General features: G+C 61.2%; 16 protein-coding genes. 8 read left to right on the plus strand and 8 right to left on the minus strand.

Annotated elements, in window-relative coordinates; translation table 11 throughout:
* Window positions 1–151 precede the first annotated feature (151 nt).
* The 3 genes from G3N59_RS26860 to G3N59_RS26870 are packed head-to-tail and all read left to right on the plus strand — an operon-like array spanning window position 152 to window position 3157.
* Window positions 152–1324 carry a branched-chain amino acid ABC transporter substrate-binding protein gene (locus G3N59_RS26860; protein ID WP_205985843.1) on the plus strand — a complete coding sequence of 391 codons (1173 nt, stop codon included), beginning with the start codon at window positions 152–154 and terminating at the stop codon, window positions 1322–1324.
* A 50-nt stretch (window positions 1325–1374) separates the two neighbouring features.
* Window positions 1375–1911 carry an L-2-amino-thiazoline-4-carboxylic acid hydrolase gene (locus G3N59_RS26865; protein ID WP_205985844.1) on the plus strand — a complete coding sequence of 179 codons (537 nt, stop codon included), beginning with the start codon at window positions 1375–1377 and terminating at the stop codon, window positions 1909–1911.
* Window positions 1904–3157, plus strand: coding sequence for a Zn-dependent hydrolase (locus G3N59_RS26870; protein WP_205985845.1), 1254 nt, complete (start codon window positions 1904–1906; stop codon window positions 3155–3157). Before G3N59_RS26865 ends, G3N59_RS26870 begins: the two co-directional genes overlap by 8 nt.
* Window positions 3158–3177: 20 nt before the next feature.
* On the opposite strand, the gene G3N59_RS26875 is transcribed toward G3N59_RS26870, so the two are convergent.
* Both G3N59_RS26875 and G3N59_RS26880 read right to left on the minus strand, forming a co-directional pair.
* A complete protein-coding gene (locus G3N59_RS26875) occupies window positions 3178–4143 on the minus strand; it encodes a PDR/VanB family oxidoreductase (RefSeq protein ID WP_205985867.1) in 966 nt (321 codons plus the stop codon).
* Entirely contained in the window at window positions 4143–5192 is a 1050-nt protein-coding gene (locus G3N59_RS26880) for an aromatic ring-hydroxylating dioxygenase subunit alpha (protein ID WP_205985846.1), read from the minus strand. The genes G3N59_RS26875 and G3N59_RS26880 overlap by 1 nt, the downstream gene beginning before the upstream one ends.
* A 157-nt stretch (window positions 5193–5349) precedes the next feature.
* On the opposite strand from G3N59_RS26880, the gene G3N59_RS26885 reads away from it, so the two are divergent.
* On the plus strand, window positions 5350–5862 hold the full coding sequence (locus G3N59_RS26885; RefSeq protein ID WP_205985847.1) for a MarR family transcriptional regulator: 513 nt from the start codon (window positions 5350–5352) through the stop codon (window positions 5860–5862).
* Here the strand turns inward: G3N59_RS26885 and G3N59_RS26890 are convergent.
* Entirely contained in the window at window positions 5834–6853 is a 1020-nt protein-coding gene (locus tag G3N59_RS26890; protein WP_205985848.1) for an aromatic ring-hydroxylating dioxygenase subunit alpha, read from the minus strand. The genes G3N59_RS26885 and G3N59_RS26890 overlap by 29 nt on opposite strands.
* 223 nt (window positions 6854–7076) lie before the next feature.
* On the opposite strand from G3N59_RS26890, the gene G3N59_RS26895 reads away from it, so the two are divergent.
* From G3N59_RS26895 to G3N59_RS26910, 4 genes are all read left to right on the plus strand, one after another.
* On the plus strand, window positions 7077–7595 hold the full coding sequence (locus tag G3N59_RS26895) for a MarR family transcriptional regulator (protein WP_205985849.1): 519 nt from the start codon (window positions 7077–7079) through the stop codon (window positions 7593–7595).
* 421 nt (window positions 7596–8016) lie between these two features.
* Window positions 8017–9312: an MFS transporter gene (locus G3N59_RS26900; protein WP_205985850.1), complete on the plus strand. Its 1296-nt coding sequence runs from the start codon at window positions 8017–8019 to the stop codon at window positions 9310–9312.
* A gap of 30 nt (window positions 9313–9342) precedes the next feature.
* A complete protein-coding gene (locus tag G3N59_RS26905; RefSeq protein ID WP_205985851.1) occupies window positions 9343–10530 on the plus strand; it encodes a porin in 1188 nt (395 codons plus the stop codon).
* A gap of 37 nt (window positions 10531–10567) precedes the next feature.
* Window positions 10568–12973 (plus strand): glycoside hydrolase family 31 protein, encoded by a 2406-nt coding sequence (locus G3N59_RS26910; RefSeq protein ID WP_205985852.1) that lies wholly within the window; start codon window positions 10568–10570, stop codon window positions 12971–12973.
* 9 nt (window positions 12974–12982) lie between these two features.
* Here G3N59_RS26910 and G3N59_RS26915 read toward each other — a convergent pair whose 3' ends face one another.
* The 5 genes from G3N59_RS26915 to G3N59_RS26935 all read right to left on the minus strand — a co-directional run bounded on the left by G3N59_RS26915 (window position 12983) and on the right by G3N59_RS26935 (window position 19373).
* Window positions 12983–13486, minus strand: coding sequence for a molybdopterin-dependent oxidoreductase (locus tag G3N59_RS26915; protein ID WP_205985853.1), 504 nt, complete (start codon window positions 13484–13486; stop codon window positions 12983–12985).
* Between the two features lie 166 nt (window positions 13487–13652).
* Complete coding sequence (locus tag G3N59_RS26920; protein ID WP_205985854.1) at window positions 13653–14960, minus strand: replication-associated recombination protein A; 1308 nt, start codon at window positions 14958–14960, stop codon at window positions 13653–13655.
* Window positions 14961–15053: 93 nt separating this feature from the next.
* Entirely contained in the window at window positions 15054–17102 is a 2049-nt protein-coding gene (fusA, locus tag G3N59_RS26925) for an elongation factor G (protein WP_205985855.1), read from the minus strand.
* A 129-nt stretch (window positions 17103–17231) separates the two neighbouring features.
* A complete protein-coding gene (locus G3N59_RS26930) occupies window positions 17232–18476 on the minus strand; it encodes a glycosyltransferase family 1 protein (protein ID WP_205985856.1) in 1245 nt (414 codons plus the stop codon).
* Window positions 18477–18599: 123 nt separating this feature from the next.
* On the minus strand, window positions 18600–19373 hold the full coding sequence (locus G3N59_RS26935) for a slipin family protein (RefSeq protein ID WP_205985857.1): 774 nt from the start codon (window positions 19371–19373) through the stop codon (window positions 18600–18602).
* Window positions 19374–19555 lie beyond the last annotated feature (182 nt).

Consider the following 19555-nt stretch of genomic DNA (forward strand, 5'->3'; position numbering starts at 1 on the left):
CATGGCGTTATGGCGCATATTGTCGTGCGGGAATAATGATCGAACTAAAGATCATTTAGGCTGTTACGCATCAAACCGTAATCTTTTTCATCATTCGAGGGCGGCGCAGCAAGTGCCTCTCCGTTCCCACATTGCACGCATACTCACGAACATGAAAAAGAAAGCTCTGCTGTTGACCGCCGTTGCGCTGGCCGCAACACTCGTTGCGGGTGCGGCGCAAGCCCAGGACGAACAGGTCGTGCTGATCGGTCTCGCCGCGCCGCTGACCGGCGGCTCCGCCCGTATCGGCAAGGATCTGGAAAACGGCGCGCAACTCGCCATCGACGACGCCAACGCGAAGCATCCCACCATCGGCGGCAAGCCCGTGACCTACAAGCTCGCGAGCGCCGACGATCAATCTGACCCGCGTACGGCCGTGACCGTCGCGCAGCAACTCGTCGATCGCCATGTGATTGGCGTGGTGGGCCACTGGAATACGGGTTGCAGCGTGCCGGCCGCGCGCGTCTATCACGATGCGGGCATCGCGCAGATCGCACCGGCTTCGACGGGGCATCAATACACGCTGCAAGGCTTTGACACGTCGTTCCGCATCATGGGCCACGACGACGATAGCGGCGCCTACACCGGCGCTTATGCGGTGAAAACGCTCAACGCGAAGCGTATTGTCGTGATCGACGATCAGACCGCGTTTGGCGCGGGGCTTGCGAACCAGTTCATCAAGGGCGTGCAGGCCAATGGCGGCGCGGTGATCGACCATCAATATGTGACCGACAAGACCATCGATTTCAGCGGCGTGCTCACGGAAATCAAGGGCAAGCGCCCCGATCTGATCTTTCTGGGCGGTATCGACGTAGAAGCCGCGCCGCTCGTGCGCCGTATGCGTCAGCTGCATATTCAGGCGCCGTTGCTGGGCGCGGGCGGTTTCGTGAGCCAGACCTTCCTCAAGCTCGCCGGTCCCGCGGGCGAAGGCGTGACGGCGCTCGAACCGGGCCGTCCGCTCGATCGCATGCCTGGCGGTCCGGCATTCGACGCGCAGTATCGCGCGCGCTGGCATGCGCCGATCGAACTGCACGCGCCGTTCGCCTACGACGCGGCCGCTACGATTATTGCGGCCACGCAGCAGGCTAATTCGACCGATCCGAAGAAGATCGTCGCGACGCTGCACACGATTCGCCGTGACGGCGTGACGGGCACCATCGCATTCGATGCGCAGGGCAACCTCAAAGATCCGGCGTACACGATCTATCAGGTGCGCGACGGCAAGTGGGCCGTGGTGGACGTGCTCGGCGGCGGGGAAAAAGCCAAAACGCAATCCCAAACCTAGGCCCAGACCAAACCCAAAGCGTCCGCGCACTGAGCGAGGAGGAGACGATCATGACGCAACAACACGAAACGCACGCGGAACAAACCGAAGGCGTGAATGGTGTGACGCTCGGCATTCTGGAGCGCCGCCGTATCGAGGCGGAAATCATCAAGCCGATCTACGAGATTCTCAAGCGCGACTTCGGCGCAGAACGTGCCGCTGCCGTGATTGCCGAAGCCGTGCGCGGCGCGGCCGTCGATGCGGGCCGTGAATTCGCCGCGCGCGAGCCGAATGGCACGAGCATCGCTTCGTTCGTCGCGCTGCAGGTGCTCTGGGAAAAGGACGATGCGCTCGACGTCGAAACGCTGCGCGCCGACGCCGATGCCTACGATTACAACGTGCATCGTTGCAGCTATGCGGAGATGTATCACGCGATGGGGCTGGGCGAGATCGGCCATCTGCTGAGTTGCGCGCGCGATAGCGAATTCATTGCCGGTTACGATCCGCGCGTCGAACTCACGCGCACGAGCACGATCATGCAGGGCGGCAAGCGCTGCGATTTCCGCTATCGGATGCGCGAAACGAATGCGGGGAATGGCGATGTCTGAGCAGTTTGAAACGGCGCAGGCTGCGCTGCGCGTGAATGGCGCGCGCCTGTGGGAATCGCTGGAGCGCATGGCGCGGATTGGCGCGACGGAAAAAGGCGGCGTGTGCCGCCTCGCGCTCACCGAACTCGATCGCGAAGGCCGCGATCTGTTCGTGCAATGGGCGCGCGAAGCGGGTTGCACGATTCGTGTGGATCGCATGGGCAATGTTTTTGCGCGCCGTGCGGGCCGCAATCCTCACGCCGCGCCCGTGCTGACCGGCTCCCATGCCGATACGCAGCCCACGGGCGGTCGCTACGACGGCATTTACGGCGTGCTGGGCGGCCTCGAAGTCGTGCGCGCGCTCAACGACGCAGGCGTGGAAACGGAGCATCCGCTCGAAGTCGTGATCTGGACCAATGAGGAAGGCTCGCGCTTTGCTCCGGCGATGATCGCTTCAGGCGTTTATGCGGGCGTTTATCCGCTCGAATACGGGCTCTCGCGCACGGATGCTTCGGGTACGACGATCGGCGAGGCGCTTGCGCATATCGGCTATGCGGGCGAGGAGCCGGTGGGCGGCACGCCGGTTCACGCGGCCTATGAACTGCATATCGAACAGGGCGCGATTCTGGAACGCAGCGGCAAGACCATTGGCGTCGTGACTGCGGGACAGGGGCAGCGTTGGTACGAGGTCGAACTCGTCGGCGTGGACGCTCATGCGGGCACGACGCCGATGGATCTGCGCCGCGATGCACTGGTGGGTGCGGCGCGCATGATCGGGTTCGTCGAGGCGCTGGGCCGCAGCTATGCACCGCATGGCCGTGCGACCGTCGGCATGATCGAGGCGAAGCCGAATTCGCGCAATACCGTGCCGGGACGCTGCTTCTTTACGGTGGAGTTTCGTCATCCGGAGTCCGAAGTATTGGCGGAAATGGACGCGAAACTGCGTGCCGAACTGGCACGCGTCGCGCAAGAGGCGCAGCTCGGTCACACGATCGAGCAGATCTTCAACTACGCGCCCGTGCCGTTTGCACCCGAGTGCATCGAAGCGGTGCGCCGCGCCGCCAACGATCTTGGTTTGCCGAATGCCGAGATCGTCTCCGGCGCGGGCCACGACGCGTGTTATCTCGCCCGCGTCGCGCCCACGGGCATGATCTTTATTCCGTGCGTCGATGGTTTGAGCCACAACGAAGCGGAAGCGATCACGCCCGAGTGGGCCGAAGCCGGCGCCAACGTGCTGCTGCACGCGATGCTGGCGAGCGCTGCCTGAACGTTCGAACGCGCGAGCGTTTAAAGATCGAGTACGAGCAACGGCGTGTGCGAGCGCGAGCAGCAAGGCAGGAATTGATCGCCGACGGCTTTTTCTTCGTCGGTGAGATAAGCGTCGCGATGATCGGGGAGGCCCTCGATCACGCGCGTGATACAGGTGCCGCACACGCCTTGCTCGCATGACGTCAACACATCCACGCCATTGGCGGCGAGCGCTTCGATTACCGTGCATCCCGTGGGCACGTCGATCGTTGCGCCGCTGCTGGCGACACGCACCTGAAACGCGGCATCGGCGGACGATTGTTCGACGATGCCGCCAAAAAACTCATAGTGCAGGCGTGTTTCGTCCCACTGCTGCCGCCGCGCCTCGGCGAGCACGGCATCCATGAAGCCGCGCGGGCCGCAGACATAGAGGTGGCTTTCCGCGGGCGCATTCGCCAGCGTGGCCGCGATATCGAAGCGCGGCGCGTGCGCTTCATCGTCGAAATAGAGCGCTGTGCGATTGCCAAATGGCGACGCCGTTACCGGCTCGACAAAAGCCGCGCGCTCACGCGAACGCGCGCAATAGTGCAGATCGAACTTTTCGCCGGCACGAATCAGATGCTCCGCCATGCAGAGAATCGGCGTAATGCCGATACCGCCCGCAATCAGCAGATGATGGGGCGCGGCATGCGCGAGCGCGAAATGGTTGCGCGGCGCGCTGATCCTGATCGTGTCGCCCTGATTGACCTTGTCGTGAATCGCGCGCGAACCGCCGCGGCCATCCGCGTCGCGCAGCACGGCAATACGATAGTGATGCGTGCTGCCAGGATCGTTGCACAGCGAATACTGGCGAATCAGGCCATCGGGCAAATACACATCGATATGCGCGCCCGCGCTGAAGGGCGGCAGGGCGTTGCCATCGGCGTGAGTGAACTCGAATCCGTAGATGTCCTGAGCTTCCTGCCACTTGCGCGAAACCGTAACATCGAGCGTGGTGTCCGCCATCATGCCTCCGTAACAGCAGGCGTGCTGCGTTCTGCTGCGAGCATCTTGTCGATGACCTTGCGCGAGAGTACGCCGCCGGCATCGATATTCAGTTTAAGCAATGTGCGCTGCGGCCATGCTTCGAGATTACGTTGCTGGCGCTCCAGCATTTCCAGATCCTCGGAGAAAATCTTGCCCTGGCCTTCGCGAATCTGATCGGTCAGCGCGGCGTCGCCGGGCTGGAAATTGCGCGCCATGCCCCAGAAATACCAGATCGACGATTCGGTTTCGGGCGTAATGAAATCGACCACGATGGACGAAGCCTTGTATTGCGCCGGTGCGTGATAGCCGCCATGCCCCGCGTGCGCCACGCCCACTTCGATCATCACGTGGCTGGGCGGCGAGAAGCGGCAGATCTGCCAGCGGTCGACCGGTACGTCGTCGGCGAGACCGTTGCCGCGCAGCGCCATGCGCCAGAACGGCGGCGGCATGACGTTTTCCATAAAGCGGCTCGTGACGACTTCGTTGCCCTCGCTGGTGGTTTTGGGCGGCGCTTCGTCAATTTCCTTCTGGCCGATGCTGCTCGCGTGCACGTAGGTCTCGTGCGTGAGGTCCATCAGATTGTCGATCATCAGGCGGTAATCGCAGCGGATGTGATACAGGCCGCCGCCATACGCCCAGTTGGGATCTTCGGCCCAGGGCAGCGGATGCAGCGCTGCGGGATCGGCGGCGGCCGCGTCGCCCGGCCACACCCAGATGAAGCCATAACGCTCGATGACGGGGAAACTGCGCACGGCCGGAAAGCCGTTCACGCGTTGTCCCGGCATGCCGGTGGCCTTGCCCTGGCAGCCCATTTCCAGGCCGTGATAGCCGCACACGAGCGTGCCGTCGCGCACGAAGCCCAGCGAAAGCGGTGCGCCGCGATGCGGGCAAAAGTCCTCCAGCGCCGCCACCTTGCCGCCTGCCGCGCGGTAAAAGACGATGGACTCGCCGCAGATGGTGCGGCCGAGCGGCTTCTGCGCGATCTCGTCGGGCGTACATGCCACATACCAGGCATTCTTGAGAAACACCGTGCGTCTCCTTGGGGATAGGTTTGTCGTCGCGTACGGAAGCTCGATCGATCATTCCGTACACTGAATGACATTCAGTATACTTACGGATATCGCTGCGGACAAGCGCTGCGGTATGCTGGTTTTCCCGTAACGCATTCCCGGCACGCACGATTTCATGGCAACGATTGAAGCCCAGCACGACGTTATTGATGCGCGCTCGCGCACGCTCGATCTGTATGACGACGCGGGGCATTTGATTCGCCGCGCCCATCAGATTGCGGTGGCGCTGTTTCTGGAAAAGATGGGCCGGGACGTGACGCCCGTGCAGTACGCGGTGCTGCGCATGCTGCACGAAACGCCGGGTATCGATCAGGTGACGCTTGCGCAGCGCGTGGCGCTCGACACCTCCACGACAGCCGAACTGGCCGCGCGGCTCGAAGCGAAAGGCTGGATCTCGCGCGAAATGATGGCGCGGCGTCAGCGGCGGCTGACGCTCACGCCAGCGGGCGAGGCGCTGCTATTGCGGCTCGTGCCGGATGTGGAATCGCTGCACGACGGCCTGTTCGAAAGCATGGACGACGGCGAAGCGGGGGAATTGATCCGCCTGTTGCGCAAATTCGTCGATCTCAACAACGAGCAGAGCCGCGCGCCGCTGCGGGTCAGCCCGGCGACGTCAGACCGGCAATGATGCGCCGCGCGCGATTGGCGCCCACATCGACGTGAATATCGATCTGCGGGCCCGCGCCAAAGCGTTGCTGGTTGCGATATTGCGCTTCGATCACCACTTTGTCCTCTTCGAAAGTCAGCGCTGTCTGTTCGAACACCTTGTCCATATTGCTGCCGCCGTCGGGGCGGCGGTTGGTCGACATCGTCCAGAAATAGTGCGTGGTGTTGGCTGTTTCCGGCGTGACGCCATGCAGCCCGCGCATATGAAAACCGCCGCGCGACGGATCGTCCAGTGTTTCGCTGCCCGCATCCACGGCGCCGGTCCAGATGCGCAGATGGCTCACGTCGAATTCGATTTCCTGCCAGCGGTCGATCCTGTCCGCGAACGGCCATGCGGCCGCATAGGTGGCAGGCGGCTTCGAGTGGCGCATATGGCGCACGACGCGCACCGTATTGCCCGCGCTCTCGACTTTCATTTCGGCCTGCATATGCGTCGAGGGATCGCCGCCTATCGTGCGCAGATGCACGTAACCCAGGTGACTCAGGTCGAGCAGATTGTCGTGAATGAGTTGATACGGCGCGTCGTAATGATAGACATCGCCGCGAAACTCATAGCGGGAATCTGCGTGCCACGGATAGTCGGGCGGATCTTGCAGCGGCGCAGGATGATCGGCATCGCCGAACCAGAGCCAGAGAATCTGGTCTTTTTCGCTTAAGGTATAGGCCGGTACGCGGCATTTGCCGGGGATCTTGTCCTGGCCGGGAATGTCGAGGCACGCGCCGTCCGGGCCGAATAGCAGGCCGTGATAGCCGCAGCGCAAGCCGCGTTCTTCGATCGTGCCGAACGACAAGGGCAGCGCGCGATGACAGCAGCGGTCTTCCAGTGCGGCGGCACGTCCATCTGGAGTGCGAAATAATACGAGCGGCTTGTCGAGCAGCGTGCGGGCGAGTGGTTTTCCCTGATCGAGTTCCCAGCTAAAGCCTGCGATGTACCACTGGTTGAGTGCGAACATGGTGTCTCCTGTTCCGGCGGATTGCGATATCGCCGATATTCAGCATGCTTAACATCTAACGTTCAGTGTACATAAGAAATGGCTGGGGCGTTTTCAGTACCTTCCCTGGGGCGGCAACGCGAAATAGATACGTGCGCGGGACCTGAGCGGGCCAGGCGATGCGCTAAAATCGCCGCATCGAGAAACGGGCGCGATGCAGCACCGTTTGACCAGAGGACATCCCATGAGCAGTACGGCACCGCGGCCAGCCACTCGGGCGCGCAAGAAGAAAAAAGACGAGCTGTCCACCGATCTTTACGAACAACCGGGCCATTTGATTCGTCGCGCGCATCAGATCGCCGTGTCGATGTTTCATACCGTGCTGGGCCCGGATATCACGCCGGTGCAGTACGCCGCGCTGCGTATTCTTCAGGACCATGCGGATATCGATCAGGTGACGCTCGCGCGTTACTGTGCGCTCGACAATTCGACCACCGCCACGCTCGCCGTCCGGCTCGAAGAGAAGGGCTTGATCGAGCGCTTTACGCCGCCCGAGGACAAGCGCGTGCGCCTGCTGCGTCTGAGCGGAGCGGGCGAGGCGTTGCTGGACAGCCTCGTGCCTTCGGTGCATGAACTGCGCCGGCGCATGATGCAGACGCTTTCGGCGGAAGAGCAGGAAACCTTTCTCGCGCTGCTCTCGAAGTTCGTGCAGATCAACAACGAAAAAAGCCGCGCGCCGCTGCGCCGCGGCGATCCGGATTGAGGGGCACAGGGCTGCACTCTTCTGCCAACTTGTCAGCGGCGCCCGCGTGGCGCCGTTTTTACACCCAATATCTGCAACTAACAGCTAAATCCCGCCGATCCCGACGCACGCCGTTTCACGGCGCAGCCTGTGGATCGCTTGCCACGGCGGCGGCCGCCGCGGCGTTACATTGCTTAAAGATGTCTGACGTCGTACTTAAATCTGCGCCTGTCTGTATTTTCGTTTCTGTTCGTTTATAGGCCTTTTGCCTATTGACCATGTTCGAAATCGAACATAGGATCGGCCTGTCGTCGGGATATCAGGCAATGCCTCGTGCATCGATGACGAAAAACAGTCGTGTTTCGCCGCCCCAGTAAACGGCGTAGTCATACGACAACGTAACAGATCGAAAGCAGATCAAAACAAGACGGAGACAAGCGGTATGGAGGCAGTCTCGCAAGGCATCAAAGGATTGCGCTGGTGGATCATCGCGCTGGTTTGCATCGGCACGATCATGAATTACCTCACGCGCAATTCGCTGGGTGTGCTCGCGCCCGAGTTGAAGGGCGAACTCAATATGTCCACGCAGCAGTATTCGTACGTGGTGGGCGCGTTCCAGGTGGGCTACACGATCATGCAGCCGGTGTGCGGCATCATCGTCGACCTGATCGGGCTGCGGCTTGGCTTTGCGCTGTTCGCGGCGCTCTGGTCCGCGACCGGCGTGCTGCACGGTTTCGCTACCGGCTGGACTTCGCTCGGCATGATGCGCGGTTTGCTCGGCGTGTTCGAGGCGGCCGCGATTCCCTCCGGCATGAAAGCCGTCGCCGAGTGGTTTCCCGACAAGCAAAAGTCCGTTGCCGTGGGCTATTTCAACGCGGGCACGTCGCTGGGCGCCTTGCTCGCGCCGCCGCTCGTGGTGTTTCTTTCGCTGCGCTATGGCTGGCAGTCCGCGTTCGTGGCGACGGGCGCACTCGGCTTCGTCTGGGCCGCCGTCTGGTATGTGCTTTATCGCTCGCCAGCCGAACATCCGCGTATTTCCGCGCAGGAACGCGAATTGATCGAGAGCGGTCAGGCGCGTGTCGCGCCGGTGGGACGGCGCCCGGTGCTCGATATTCTCGGCTCGCGGCGTTTCTGGGCCATCGCGCTGCCGCGCTTTTTCGCGGAACCGGCGTGGCAGACCTTCAGTTTCTGGATTCCGCTTTATCTCGCCACCGAGCGGCACATGGATCTCAAGCAGATCGCCATGTTCGCGTGGCTGCCGTTCCTGGCGGCCGATATGGGCGGCATTCTCGGCGGCTATCTTTCGCCGTTCCTCATGCGCTATTTCCGCGTGCCTTTGCTGTGGTCGCGGGTTGCGGGCGTCGTGCTGGGCGCCTTCATGATGATCGGCCCGGCGTGTATTGGCCTTGTCGCGTCGCCGTATATGGCGATCGCCTTGTTTTGCCTCGGCGGCTTCGCGCATCAGATGCTGTCCACGCTCGTCAACACCTTGTCCGCCGATGTCTTCGATCCCGATGAAGTCGCCACGGCCAGCGGTTTCGGCGGCATGGCGGCGTGGATCGGCGGACTGGGATTTTCGCTGATGGTGGGCGCGCTCGCCGACAAGGTGGGATTCGGGCCGCTATTTGGCTGTCTTGGCGCGTTCGATCTGATTGGCGCGGCCTTGCTGATTCTGCTGATACGCGGACAGACGCGCGAAGCACGCGCCGCCATGCCTGCCTCGCGCCCCGCTGCGTGATTTGATCGGACTCCAAACGATAAAAGAAAAATGCACACATCACACTTCTCGTACCGCAGCAAAACGATCAGGACTTTGCTGGCCGCTGGCCTGTCCGTTGGCGTGCAGGCAGCTCACGCGCAATCGAGCGTCACGCTTTACGGTGTGCTCGACGATTCAATCGCCTACGTCAACAACCAGAAAGGCCACTCGAATGTGTATCTGCGGCAGGGCAATCTGTACGCATCGAAATTCGGCTTCAAGGGCACGGAAGATCTGGGCGGCGGCACGAGCGCAATCTTCGATCTGCAGGCGGGTTTCGATCCGAACAACGGCACGGCGTCATCCTCGGGGCTGATTTTCAATCGCCAGGCGTATGTGGGTCTGCAAAACAGGACCTGGGGCACGCTCACGATGGGCCGGCAGTACACGCCGTATTTCCTGCTGGTCGGGCCGCTTGCTTCGAGCACGTATCTGACCGGCGCCACGGGCGCGCATCCCGGCGATATCGACAGTCTGGATACGACGGTGCGCATCAACAATTCGGTCACGTGGACGTCGCCGAACTGGCAGGGCTTTAGCGCGAGCGCGCTTTATGGCTTGAGCGGCGTGCCCGGTAATGTCGGCGCGGGGCAAAGCTGGAGCGGCGCGGTGCGCTATTCGATTGGCGGCGTGAATCTCGCCGCGGGTTTCCTGCGCATGAACAATACCGGCCGTACGGCGGGATTCGACTCCAGCGCGACGGGCTCGTTTGCGACTTCGGCGCTGAACGCGGGTTATCTTTCGGCACGCGCGGTGCAGAATGCCGCGATTGCCGGGACATGGACGACCGGCGGCCTCACGCTGGGCCTGACTTATACGAACGTCGAATATCTCTCCGGCAGCTATTCGGCATTCCGCGACACGGCCGTTTTCAATACCTACGCTGCGCATGCGGTGTATCGCATTACGCCTGCATTCGATATAGCGGGCGGCTACGCGTGGACGTTGGCGTCGAAAGCCAATGGCGTCACCAGTGCGGCACGCTATCAGCAGGTTTCGCTCAAGCAGGCATATCACTTATCGAAACGCACGACGCTCTACGCGTTGCAGGCATGGCAGCACGCGAGCGGGCAGACGCTCGGCGCGAATGGCGCGATCGTCGACGCCGTGCCGGACGTGGGCGACTCGCAGAATTCGACGCCTTCTTCCACGCGTTCGCAATTTGTCGGCATGCTCGGCATCGCGACGGTGTTCTAAAGACAACGTATCAAGCAATCGTTTAAGGAATCGCCAGATGGCATCGCTTTTGAATCGCCCACTTTTCCGGCTGGTCGACGACGCCGACAATCGCCTCGCGCTGCAAAGCGAGCAGGGCGCAGCGTTCGAAATCTTCGTGCTCGAAGAGGATATCGTGCGGGTGCGCGTGCTGCCCGACGGCAAGGCACACGGCCCGCGTAGCTGGGCGATTGCTCCGGGCGCTGACGACGTGCCGTTCGAAGGACGCGACCGCCTCGATCTTTCGGGCTTTGCATTGCCGCGTTATGCGAGCGAAAGCACGCCCGGGTATGTGCGTGTGAGCACGGCGAAAATCCGCCTGACCGTACAGCTGGACGGCGGCTTCTGTTCGTGGGAAATCAATCAGGATGGCGAATGGATTGCGGCGATGGAAGACCGCAATACGCAGGCCTATAACTTTGGCTGGTGGGACGAGCGCGTTTATCACTACGTACGCCGCCTGCCTGGCGAGATGTATTTCGGGCTGGGCGAACGCGCGGGCGAACTCAATCGCGCGAATCAGTCGTACCGCATGACCAATGTGGATGCGATGGGTTACAGCGCGAAGACGACCGATCCGCTGTACAAGCACATTCCGTTTTATCTGACGTGGCGCCCGCAGACGCAAACAGGCTTTGGCCTGTTCTACGATACCCTTGCCGATTGCACTTTCGACATGGGCCGCGAGATGGATAATTATCACGGCCACTATCGTCATTTCGTGGCCGATCACGGCGATCTCGACTATTACTTCATTGCTTCGCCAGGCACGCCGCTCGACGCGGTGCGCCGCTTTACGTGGATGACGGGCCGCCCGGCGCTGATGCCGAAATGGGGCCTCGGCTATTCCGGCTCGACCATGAGTTATACCGATGCGCCGGACGCGCAGGCGCGCATGAATGAATTCACCGATCGCTGCGCCGAACACGACATCCTGTGCGATTCGTTCCATCTGTCGTCGGGCTATACGTCGATTGGCGCGAAGCGTTACGTGTTCAACTGGAATCGCGAGAAGTTTCCCGATGTCGATGGCTTCGTGCAGCGCTATCTCGACCATGGGGTGAAGCTGTGCGCCAATATCAAGCCTTGTCTGCTGCGCGATCATCCGGAATTCGAACAGGCAGAGCGTGACGGCTTGTTGATTCGCGCGTCGAACGGCGAACCGGCGTGGGTGCAGTTCTGGGACGAAGTCGGCGCTTATCTGGACTTTACGAACCCGGCTGCCGTCGAATGGTGGAAGCAGCACGTGACCGATGCGCTATTGCGTTATGGCATTGCGTCGACATGGAACGACAATAACGAATTCGAAATCTGGTCGCCGAATGCCATTGCACACGGCTTCGGCAAGCCGTTCCCGGCGCGCGAAGCCAAGGTGCTGCAGACCATGCTGATGATGCGCGCGTCGCGCGAGGCGCAGCAGGCTTATGCACCTGAAAAGCGGCCCTATCTGGTTTCCCGTTCGGGCGGCGTCGGCATGCATCGGTATGTGCAGACGTGGTCGGGCGATAACGCCACGTCATGGGAGACGCTGCGCTACAACCTCAAGATGGGACTGGGGCTGGCGCTGTCGGGCGTGTCGAATATCGGTCACGATATTGGCGGCTTTGCCGGCCCTGCGCCGGAGCCCGAATTGCTGCTGCGCTGGGTGCAATTCGGCGTGTTTATGCCGCGTTTCAGCATTCATTCCTGGAATGACGACGGCACGGTCAACGAGCCATGGATGTATCCCGAACTCACACCGAAAATCGCGCAATTGCTGAAACTGCGCTATCGGCTGATTCCCTATCTTTATCAGTTGTTGCACGATTCGACTGCGCAATACGAGCCGGTATTGCGCCCGACGTTCGCCGAGTTTCCCGCAGACGCACAGTGTTACGCCGAATGCGACGACATGCTGCTCGGCAAGTCGATGCTGGTCGCGCCAGTTGTCGAAGCGGACCAGCGCGAGCGGCAGGTCTATCTGCCGGCGGGCGCGCGTTGGGTCGATTACTGGAGCGGCCAGGCTTTCGATGGCGGCCAGACGGTGACCTTGCCCGCGCCGTGGGACCAGCCGGTGATGCTGATCCGCGAAGGCGGTGTGATTGCGCTGAACGTTGCCGAACAGCATTTCAACCAACGCGCCGATCGTCGCGCGTTTATCGTCGTGCCGATGGCGGGCGAGCGCAGGACAAGCGCGCGCTATATCGAAGACGATGGCGAGTCGCGCGAAGGCGCGAGCGGCACGTGGGCCATCTCGGCGCGGGGCGAGGCGGGAACGCTTTCGATCACCGTCGCGCGCGAAGGAGACCGCGCGTTCCTGGCCGACACGATCGAACTTCATCTGCCCGCGCAGGAATCGCGCGCGATCGTGCTGGGCGCGGGGCGTATCGTCGGCGACGAGCGCGACGGCGGCTGGCGCAGGTTGACGGTGAATCTGGGCGAATGACCGTCGGCGTCAGATCGACATCGCACGCACATCGATGCGTGCGAGCCGTTTGACGTGACGCGGCGCAGGCACGAGGTCCGCGCCGGAAAACAGCACAGGCGCGCCATCCTCTTCGCTGAGCGGCACGCCACCGCATTCGTAGACGACGAGCGCCTGCTTGCCAACCGGCGTATTGAACAGTTCGTGCCACGTGAACGGAACCGCGTAGCCGTCATGGCCGATCGCGAGAAAGATCATCCGTTTGAATTCGCCGTGAACTTCGCAGTGCAGCCCGGCGTGCTCGATCAGATCGGTCAGCAACACGCCGCGATAGGGCTCGACCGTGCGAATGAAACGTTGCGTGGTATAGCAGCGCAGATCGAAGGGCGCGCAGGTCACGGACGGGAAGGCGCGCAGCGCGTCGAGCGTGAGCGTCTGCGGGCGCAGCAGACGGCCCGTGAGTTGCAGCGTGGCCGCGTCAGGGCGCGTGGGGTTCGAAATGGCCGGAATGGCGTCGGTCGGCGCGATATCCATCGTCGGGTCTCCCGGCCTGGGCGGCCAGTCAGAGGGTCAATAACGGAGCGATATGATCGCACGTATATTACGCTTCGCGCGCGTGATTCTTCAATGCATCGTGCGGCATGGCCGTTATGTCGATGCGATTATTCAGGAGTGGGGTCGGAGCGTTTGAGGTTTGCGATCAATCGCCCTCCCAAGCCTCCTCATCCATTTCCCGCAGCCAGTCCAGCCGCCCGGCGAAGCGCGCTTCCAGCCCGCGCGGAACGGGTCGATACCAATAGGGTTCCGGCACGCCATCGGGCAAATAGCGTTGGCCCGCCGCGTATCCGTGTGCTTCATCGTGCGGATTCCGGTAGCCCTGACGACCCGAACTCAAGGCCTGCGCGGCCACGCTCAAATGCGCCGGCACCGGCCGCGCGCCGTCATGCGCGACAAACCCGCGTGCCAGCGAGAACGCCACACCGCCCGCATTGCTCTTCGCCGCGCAGGCGAGCATCAGCACTGCCTGCGCGAGCGCCAGATCGCCTTCTTCGCCGCCGAGCAATTCGCTCGCTTTCACCGCATCGCTTGCATAGCGCAACGCACGTGGATCGGCGAGACCGATATCGTCCCAGCCGATTGCGATAATGCGTCGCGCGAGATAGCTGCGCTTCACGCCGCCGTCCAGCATGCGGGTGAGCCAATAGAGCGCGGCATCGGGATTCGAGCCGCGCACGGATTTGTGCAGCGCGGAGATCTGATCGTAGAACTGTTCGCCGCCTTTATCGAAGCGCCGCGCGCCGCGTGTAAGCAGCCCTGAAACAAAGGCCTCGTCGATAGTGCGCGTGCCTGTTGCCGTCGACAGCGTGCCAATCTGCTCCAGCAGATTCAGCAGCCGCCGTGCGTCGCCATCGGCATAACGAATGAGCGATTCCACGGCGAGCGCATCGAATTCGAGTTCAGTCAGCGCGCGTTCGCGCGTGCGTTCGAACAATTGCCGCAATTCATGCGCGTCGAGCGGATGCAGCACATGCACGCGCACGCGAGCAAGCAGGGTGCGATTGAGTTCGAAGCTGGGATTTTCCGTCGTCGCGCCAATCAGGATCACTTGCCCCGCGCTTACGAACGGCAGCAACACATCCTGCTGACCCGCATTGAGCCGATGAATTTCGTCGATAAAGAGAATCGTGCGGCGACCGGTACGCTGATAGTTTTTCCCGGCGTCATCCAGAGTTGCGCGAATCGTCTTGAGTGTGTCGAGTACCGCCGAAAGCGCGACGAATTCACCGTCGAAAGCCTGAGCGGCGAGACGCCCGAGCGTGGTTTTGCCGACGCCAGGCGGCCCCCAGAGAATCATCGAATGCGCTTCGCCGGACGCGAACGCGCGTTGCAGCGGCTTGCCTGTACCGAGCAGATGCGATTGGCCGATCACCTCGGCGACGCTTGCGGGGCGTAGCGCCTGCGCAAGCGGCGTGCGCGGCTGGGCGTGCGATGCGAACAGATCGGCCATGAATCGCGGGCCCGGAGGGCACCCTTGAAGGCAGCGTGATGCTGCGAAGCCGCGATTATGCCGCGAGTTTCACCACAGGACGAATTGCGCGTTTCATTCGACCTCGCCGCCGCGCGCCTTATGCTGCGCCGCGAGCTTGTCCTGCTGTGCGGGCGGCACGGCATCGTAATGGCTCAATTGAATGCTGTAATTGCCATTGCCGCCTGCCATCGCATTCAGGCGCGATTGATAGTCGTTGAGTTCGGCAAGCGGCACTTTGCCTGCAATCACCATCGCATTGCCATTCACATTGCGCGTGCCGTGCACCTGTCCGCGCCGCGAAGAGAGATCGCCGATCACGTCGCCCATTGCCGCTTCGGGCATCATCACCTCGATGTCGACAATTGGTTCGAGCACAATGGGCTGCGCCTTGAGCACGGCATCGATAAAAGCCTTGCGCCCCGCCGTCACGAACGCCACTTCCTTTGAATCGACGGGATGGCTCTTGCCGTCGAACACGGTCACGCGCACATCCTGCATCGGAAAACCCGCAAGCGGGCCGCTGTCGATCACCTGCTGGATGCCTTTTTCGACGGCCGGAATGAATTGCGTGGGGATGGCGCCGCCCTTGACTGCATCGACGAATTCGAAGCCCGCGCCGCGCGGCAGCGGCTCGACGCGCAACATGACTTCGCCGAACTGACCCGCGCCGCCGGTCTGCTTCTTGTGGCGGCAATGGCCTTCCGCCTTGCCGCCGATGGTCTCGCGCCATGCGATGGTGGGCGGCCGCGTGATGACTTCGAGCTTGTGCTGGTCGGTCAGCCGTTCCAGCATGTAGCGCAGATGCAACTCGCCCAGACCACGCACGACGGTCTCGTTGGTGCCCGCGGGATGGCTGATGACGAGACAGGGATCTTCGGCAGTGAGTTTTTGCAGCACGTCCCAGAGGCGCTGCTCGTTGCCGCGCCGCGCGGGTTCGATGGCGAGACCGTAGATCGGATTCGGGAATTCGGGCGACGTGAGATGGATGTTGCCGTCTTCGGGCGCGTCGTGCAGCACGTCGCCGAAGGCGATATCGTCGGCTTTCGCGACCGCACAGATATGACCCGGCCCGGCGCGCGGAATCTCGACGTGATCCTTGCCTTGCATCAGCAGCAAATGCGCGATCTTGAACGGCTGGCGGCCATTGCCGATATAAAGCTGACTGTCGCGCGTGACCGTGCCCTGATGAATGCGAAACAGCGCAACCTTGCCGATATACGGGTCCACCACGACCTTGAAAACATGCGCGAGCACGTGTTTATCGGCGCGTGGCTCGGCTTTCACCGGCTCGGTTTTATCGCCGGTTTCGCGGTAAAACAGCGGTGGATTGCCTTCGGTCACGTTGGGCAAAAGGCTCACGAAAATGTCGAGCAGTTGTGCAATGCCTGCGCCCGTTGCCGCCGATGTAAAGCACACCGGTACGAGATGGCCCTCGCGCAGCGCGCGTTCGAAAGGCTCGTGCAATTGCTCGGGACGAATCGCTTCGCCTTGTTCGAGATAGAGCTCCATCAAATCCGCATCGAGCTCGATCACCTGATCGACTAGCGCATTGTGCGCCGCTTCCACAGAATCAAAATCCGCCTCGCCGGACGGATTGAAGAAGCAGTCGACTACGTCGGAGCCGCCTTTTGCAGGCAGATTGATCGGCAAACACTGCTTGCCGAAGCGCTCCTGGATCTGTGCAAGCAGTGCGGGCAAATCGACTTTCTCGCCGTCGATGCCGTTCACGATAATCAACCGGCAGAGCCCGCGCGCCTCGGCGGCGGCCATCATGCGCGCCGTGGTCATTTCGATACCGGTGCGCGCGTCGATCACGATCGCCGCGGTTTCCACCGCAGGCAAGGCGCCAATCGACATGCCCGCGAAGTCGGGATAACCGGGTGTATCGAGCAGATAAATGCGCGTGTCGCGATAGTCGAGATGCGCGAGCGCGGAGCTGAGCGAATGATGATACTTGCGCTCAAGCGGATCGAAATCGCACATTGCGGTGCCGCGTTGCACGCTGCCTTGCGCGTGTAGCGCGCCGCTCTGATGCAGCAGGGCCTCGGCAAGCGAGGTCTTGCCGCAGCCGGCGTGACCGACCAGCGCGACTGTGTGGATGGCTTCGGGGCTGTAATCCATTTGGCGATCCAATGATGTACAGAATCATCCAGTGGGATCAATAATTTAAGGCTATTTTCTACGTGTAATCAAGTTCCCACACTACGGGAAAACGCCCGCTTTGTCATGAGAGACACACTCGGGCGTTTATCACGCCATGACGCATGTTGCCGCATTCAACGGATTCGCGGTCGCTTCCTGATAGGTACGGAGCGTGTCGCTGGCGGACTCGCCGAGAACGGCCCGTGCGGTGACAAGTGCGCTGCCTTTCCAGCTGAAGCCTGAAAGATGCTGCTCCATGGCGATGCGTTTGCCGGCCCGCTCATTTGCGTTGATGGACACGAGCCGAAGCAAACCTGCAGCGATCTCTTCGATGTCGTGCGGACGTTCGACGAAGAGGGCGGCGCTCTCGCGGCTTCCTTGTTCCCTTAACGACGGCACTCTGGTGGCCAGCACGGGAACACCGCAAGCATACGCCTCCAGTGTCGGCATGCCGAAACCTTCGTACAACGGCACAAAGGCGAATCCGTGCGCGCCACTATAGAACGCGGGCATATCTTCGTCTGCTACGAAAGCGTTTGGCCGGACGATGGCGACGCCAAGGCTCGTCGCTTCATGGATACACCGTTCCAGCTCCTCCTTGTTCCAGCCATCCGCGCCAACCAGTACCAAAGAGAAGTCTTTTAGAACCGAGGCAGGCAGCGTAGAAAAGGCCTTGATAAGGCAAACGAGATTTTTTCTCGGTTCGAGGTTGCCGACAGACAGGATGTACTGGCCGCATTCAACTCCGTATTTTTTACGAATCAATTTGGCTCGTTTTGCTTCCATCGGTCGATAGAGTTCGCGATCCACCGCCGGTGGCGCAACGTAAATGCGATCAGGATCGATGTCGAAATAATGAAGAATTCTTTCTTTTGTGAATTCGGAGACCGCTATTACATTTCCAACGCTCGATACGGTATTGGCGAGAGTGCGGGTTAGACGATCGACGTGATACTGCGTCACGCATTCAGGAATGTCGCGATAGGCCATGTCGTGTACCACGACGGCCGATGTACGCGATCGCATGGGCAATGCGTGGAAAGCAGGGAAATAGTAAGCGCCCTTAGGAAGCAGGCTGTCCATCGTGACGCCAAGGTTACGCTTGACGATCTGATGCGCTATGTTGCGGCGAAGCGAGCCGAAGGTGTATTTTCTGGAAAGATTATCGAGCGGTAAATGCTTGAGATGATCGGCGGTCTTTTTTCTCAACAATATCGAGTAAGACAGTATTCCGTCTTCAGATAAAGCATCGAGTCCGCTCGTTATGCCAAGGGCGTAATGGCCAATGCCGCTGGGTTTCGCGCTGATGCATTCAGTACCATCGATTACGATATCAGGTTGCGATTTCCGCATTGCAGTCGATTTGTCAGGAGGCAAGTGTAGAGCGGATGTAGTCTACAGCCATGTGACGTTGCCGCAAAAAGCGGCGGCTAACTGTGTCTTACCGCTCCGATAGCCTTATCGTGCCACGCTCGCTCAAGGTGCTTTCGACACCCCCAACCGCTCCATCACCGCCGAAATCAATTCAATTGGCAACGGAAACACAATCGTCGAATTCTTATCCGCGGCGATTGTGGTGAGTGTTTGCAGATACCGCAATTGCATCGCCTGCGGCTGCAACGCGAGTTTTTGCGCCGCCTGCAGCAATTGTTCGGAGGCCTGCAATTCGCCTTCTGCGTGAATCACTTTTGCACGCCGCTCGCGCTCCGCTTCCGCCTGGCGCGCAATCGCGCGGATCATCGTTTCGTTGAGATCGACGTGCTTGATTTCGACGGTCGAGACCTTGATGCCCCACGCGTCCGTTTGCGAATCGAGTGTCTTTTGAATATCGGCATTCAGTTGTTCGCGTTCGGCCAGCAACGCATCCAGTTCGTGCTTGCCGAGCACCGCGCGCAGCGTCGTCTGCGCAAGCTGGCTTGTCGCTTCGAAATAACGCGCCACCTGAATCACGGCCTTTTCCGGGTCGACCACGCGAAAATACACCACCGCATTGACCTTCACCGACACGTTGTCGCGCGTGATCACATCCTGCGAAGGCACGTCGAACACGACCGTACGCAAGTCGATACGCACGGCCTGCTGCACGACCGGCAAGATGAACACGAGGCCCGGCCCTTTGACCTTCCAGAAGCGCCCCAGCATAAACACGACGCCGCGCTCGTATTCGCGGAAAACGCGGATCGCGGAAACGGCCAGCACCACCGCGAGCAATATCAACAGACTCGAAAAGCCAAACGTAAAGCCGATCATGACGATGACCCTCCCGACGAGGTCGCTTCATGCGATTGTTTTTGATTCACAGCGGCGCCGGGATCAGCCACACCGGGCGGCCGGGCTGACGCAGCGCGTACCACAGCACGCGCGCATCGCCCTTCACGATTCTCCACAACAACGCCAGACGCTTCATTTCCCGACCCTCCGCGCAATCAAGC

The sequence above is a fragment of the Paraburkholderia sp. Ac-20340 genome, assembly GCF_017104965.1.
Lineage (GTDB): Bacteria > Pseudomonadota > Gammaproteobacteria > Burkholderiales > Burkholderiaceae > Paraburkholderia.

What these genes read in the sequence shown, in the direction of transcription:
- G3N59_RS26885 (WP_205985847.1), top strand. Translation starts at nt 5,350, where the DNA reads ATGGCAACGATTGAAGCCCAGCACGACGTTATTGATGCGCGCTCGCGC.
- G3N59_RS26920 (WP_205985854.1), bottom strand. Translation starts at nt 14,960, where the DNA reads ATGGCCGATCTGTTCGCATCGCACGCCCAGCCGCGCACGCCGCTTGCG.
- G3N59_RS26890 (WP_205985848.1), bottom strand. Translation starts at nt 6,853, where the DNA reads ATGTTCGCACTCAACCAGTGGTACATCGCAGGCTTTAGCTGGGAACTC.
- G3N59_RS26895 (WP_205985849.1), top strand. Translation starts at nt 7,077, where the DNA reads ATGAGCAGTACGGCACCGCGGCCAGCCACTCGGGCGCGCAAGAAGAAA.
- G3N59_RS26865 (WP_205985844.1), top strand. Translation starts at nt 1,375, where the DNA reads ATGACGCAACAACACGAAACGCACGCGGAACAAACCGAAGGCGTGAAT.
- G3N59_RS26860 (WP_205985843.1), top strand. Translation starts at nt 152, where the DNA reads ATGAAAAAGAAAGCTCTGCTGTTGACCGCCGTTGCGCTGGCCGCAACA.
- G3N59_RS26870 (WP_205985845.1), top strand. Translation starts at nt 1,904, where the DNA reads ATGTCTGAGCAGTTTGAAACGGCGCAGGCTGCGCTGCGCGTGAATGGC.
- G3N59_RS26910 (WP_205985852.1), top strand. Translation starts at nt 10,568, where the DNA reads ATGGCATCGCTTTTGAATCGCCCACTTTTCCGGCTGGTCGACGACGCC.
- fusA (WP_205985855.1), bottom strand. Translation starts at nt 17,102, where the DNA reads ATGGATTACAGCCCCGAAGCCATCCACACAGTCGCGCTGGTCGGTCAC.
- G3N59_RS26905 (WP_205985851.1), top strand. Translation starts at nt 9,343, where the DNA reads ATGCACACATCACACTTCTCGTACCGCAGCAAAACGATCAGGACTTTG.
- G3N59_RS26915 (WP_205985853.1), bottom strand. Translation starts at nt 13,486, where the DNA reads ATGGATATCGCGCCGACCGACGCCATTCCGGCCATTTCGAACCCCACG.
- G3N59_RS26935 (WP_205985857.1), bottom strand. Translation starts at nt 19,373, where the DNA reads ATGATCGGCTTTACGTTTGGCTTTTCGAGTCTGTTGATATTGCTCGCG.
- G3N59_RS26930 (WP_205985856.1), bottom strand. Translation starts at nt 18,476, where the DNA reads ATGCGGAAATCGCAACCTGATATCGTAATCGATGGTACTGAATGCATC.
- G3N59_RS26900 (WP_205985850.1), top strand. Translation starts at nt 8,017, where the DNA reads ATGGAGGCAGTCTCGCAAGGCATCAAAGGATTGCGCTGGTGGATCATC.
- G3N59_RS26875 (WP_205985867.1), bottom strand. Translation starts at nt 4,143, where the DNA reads ATGGCGGACACCACGCTCGATGTTACGGTTTCGCGCAAGTGGCAGGAA.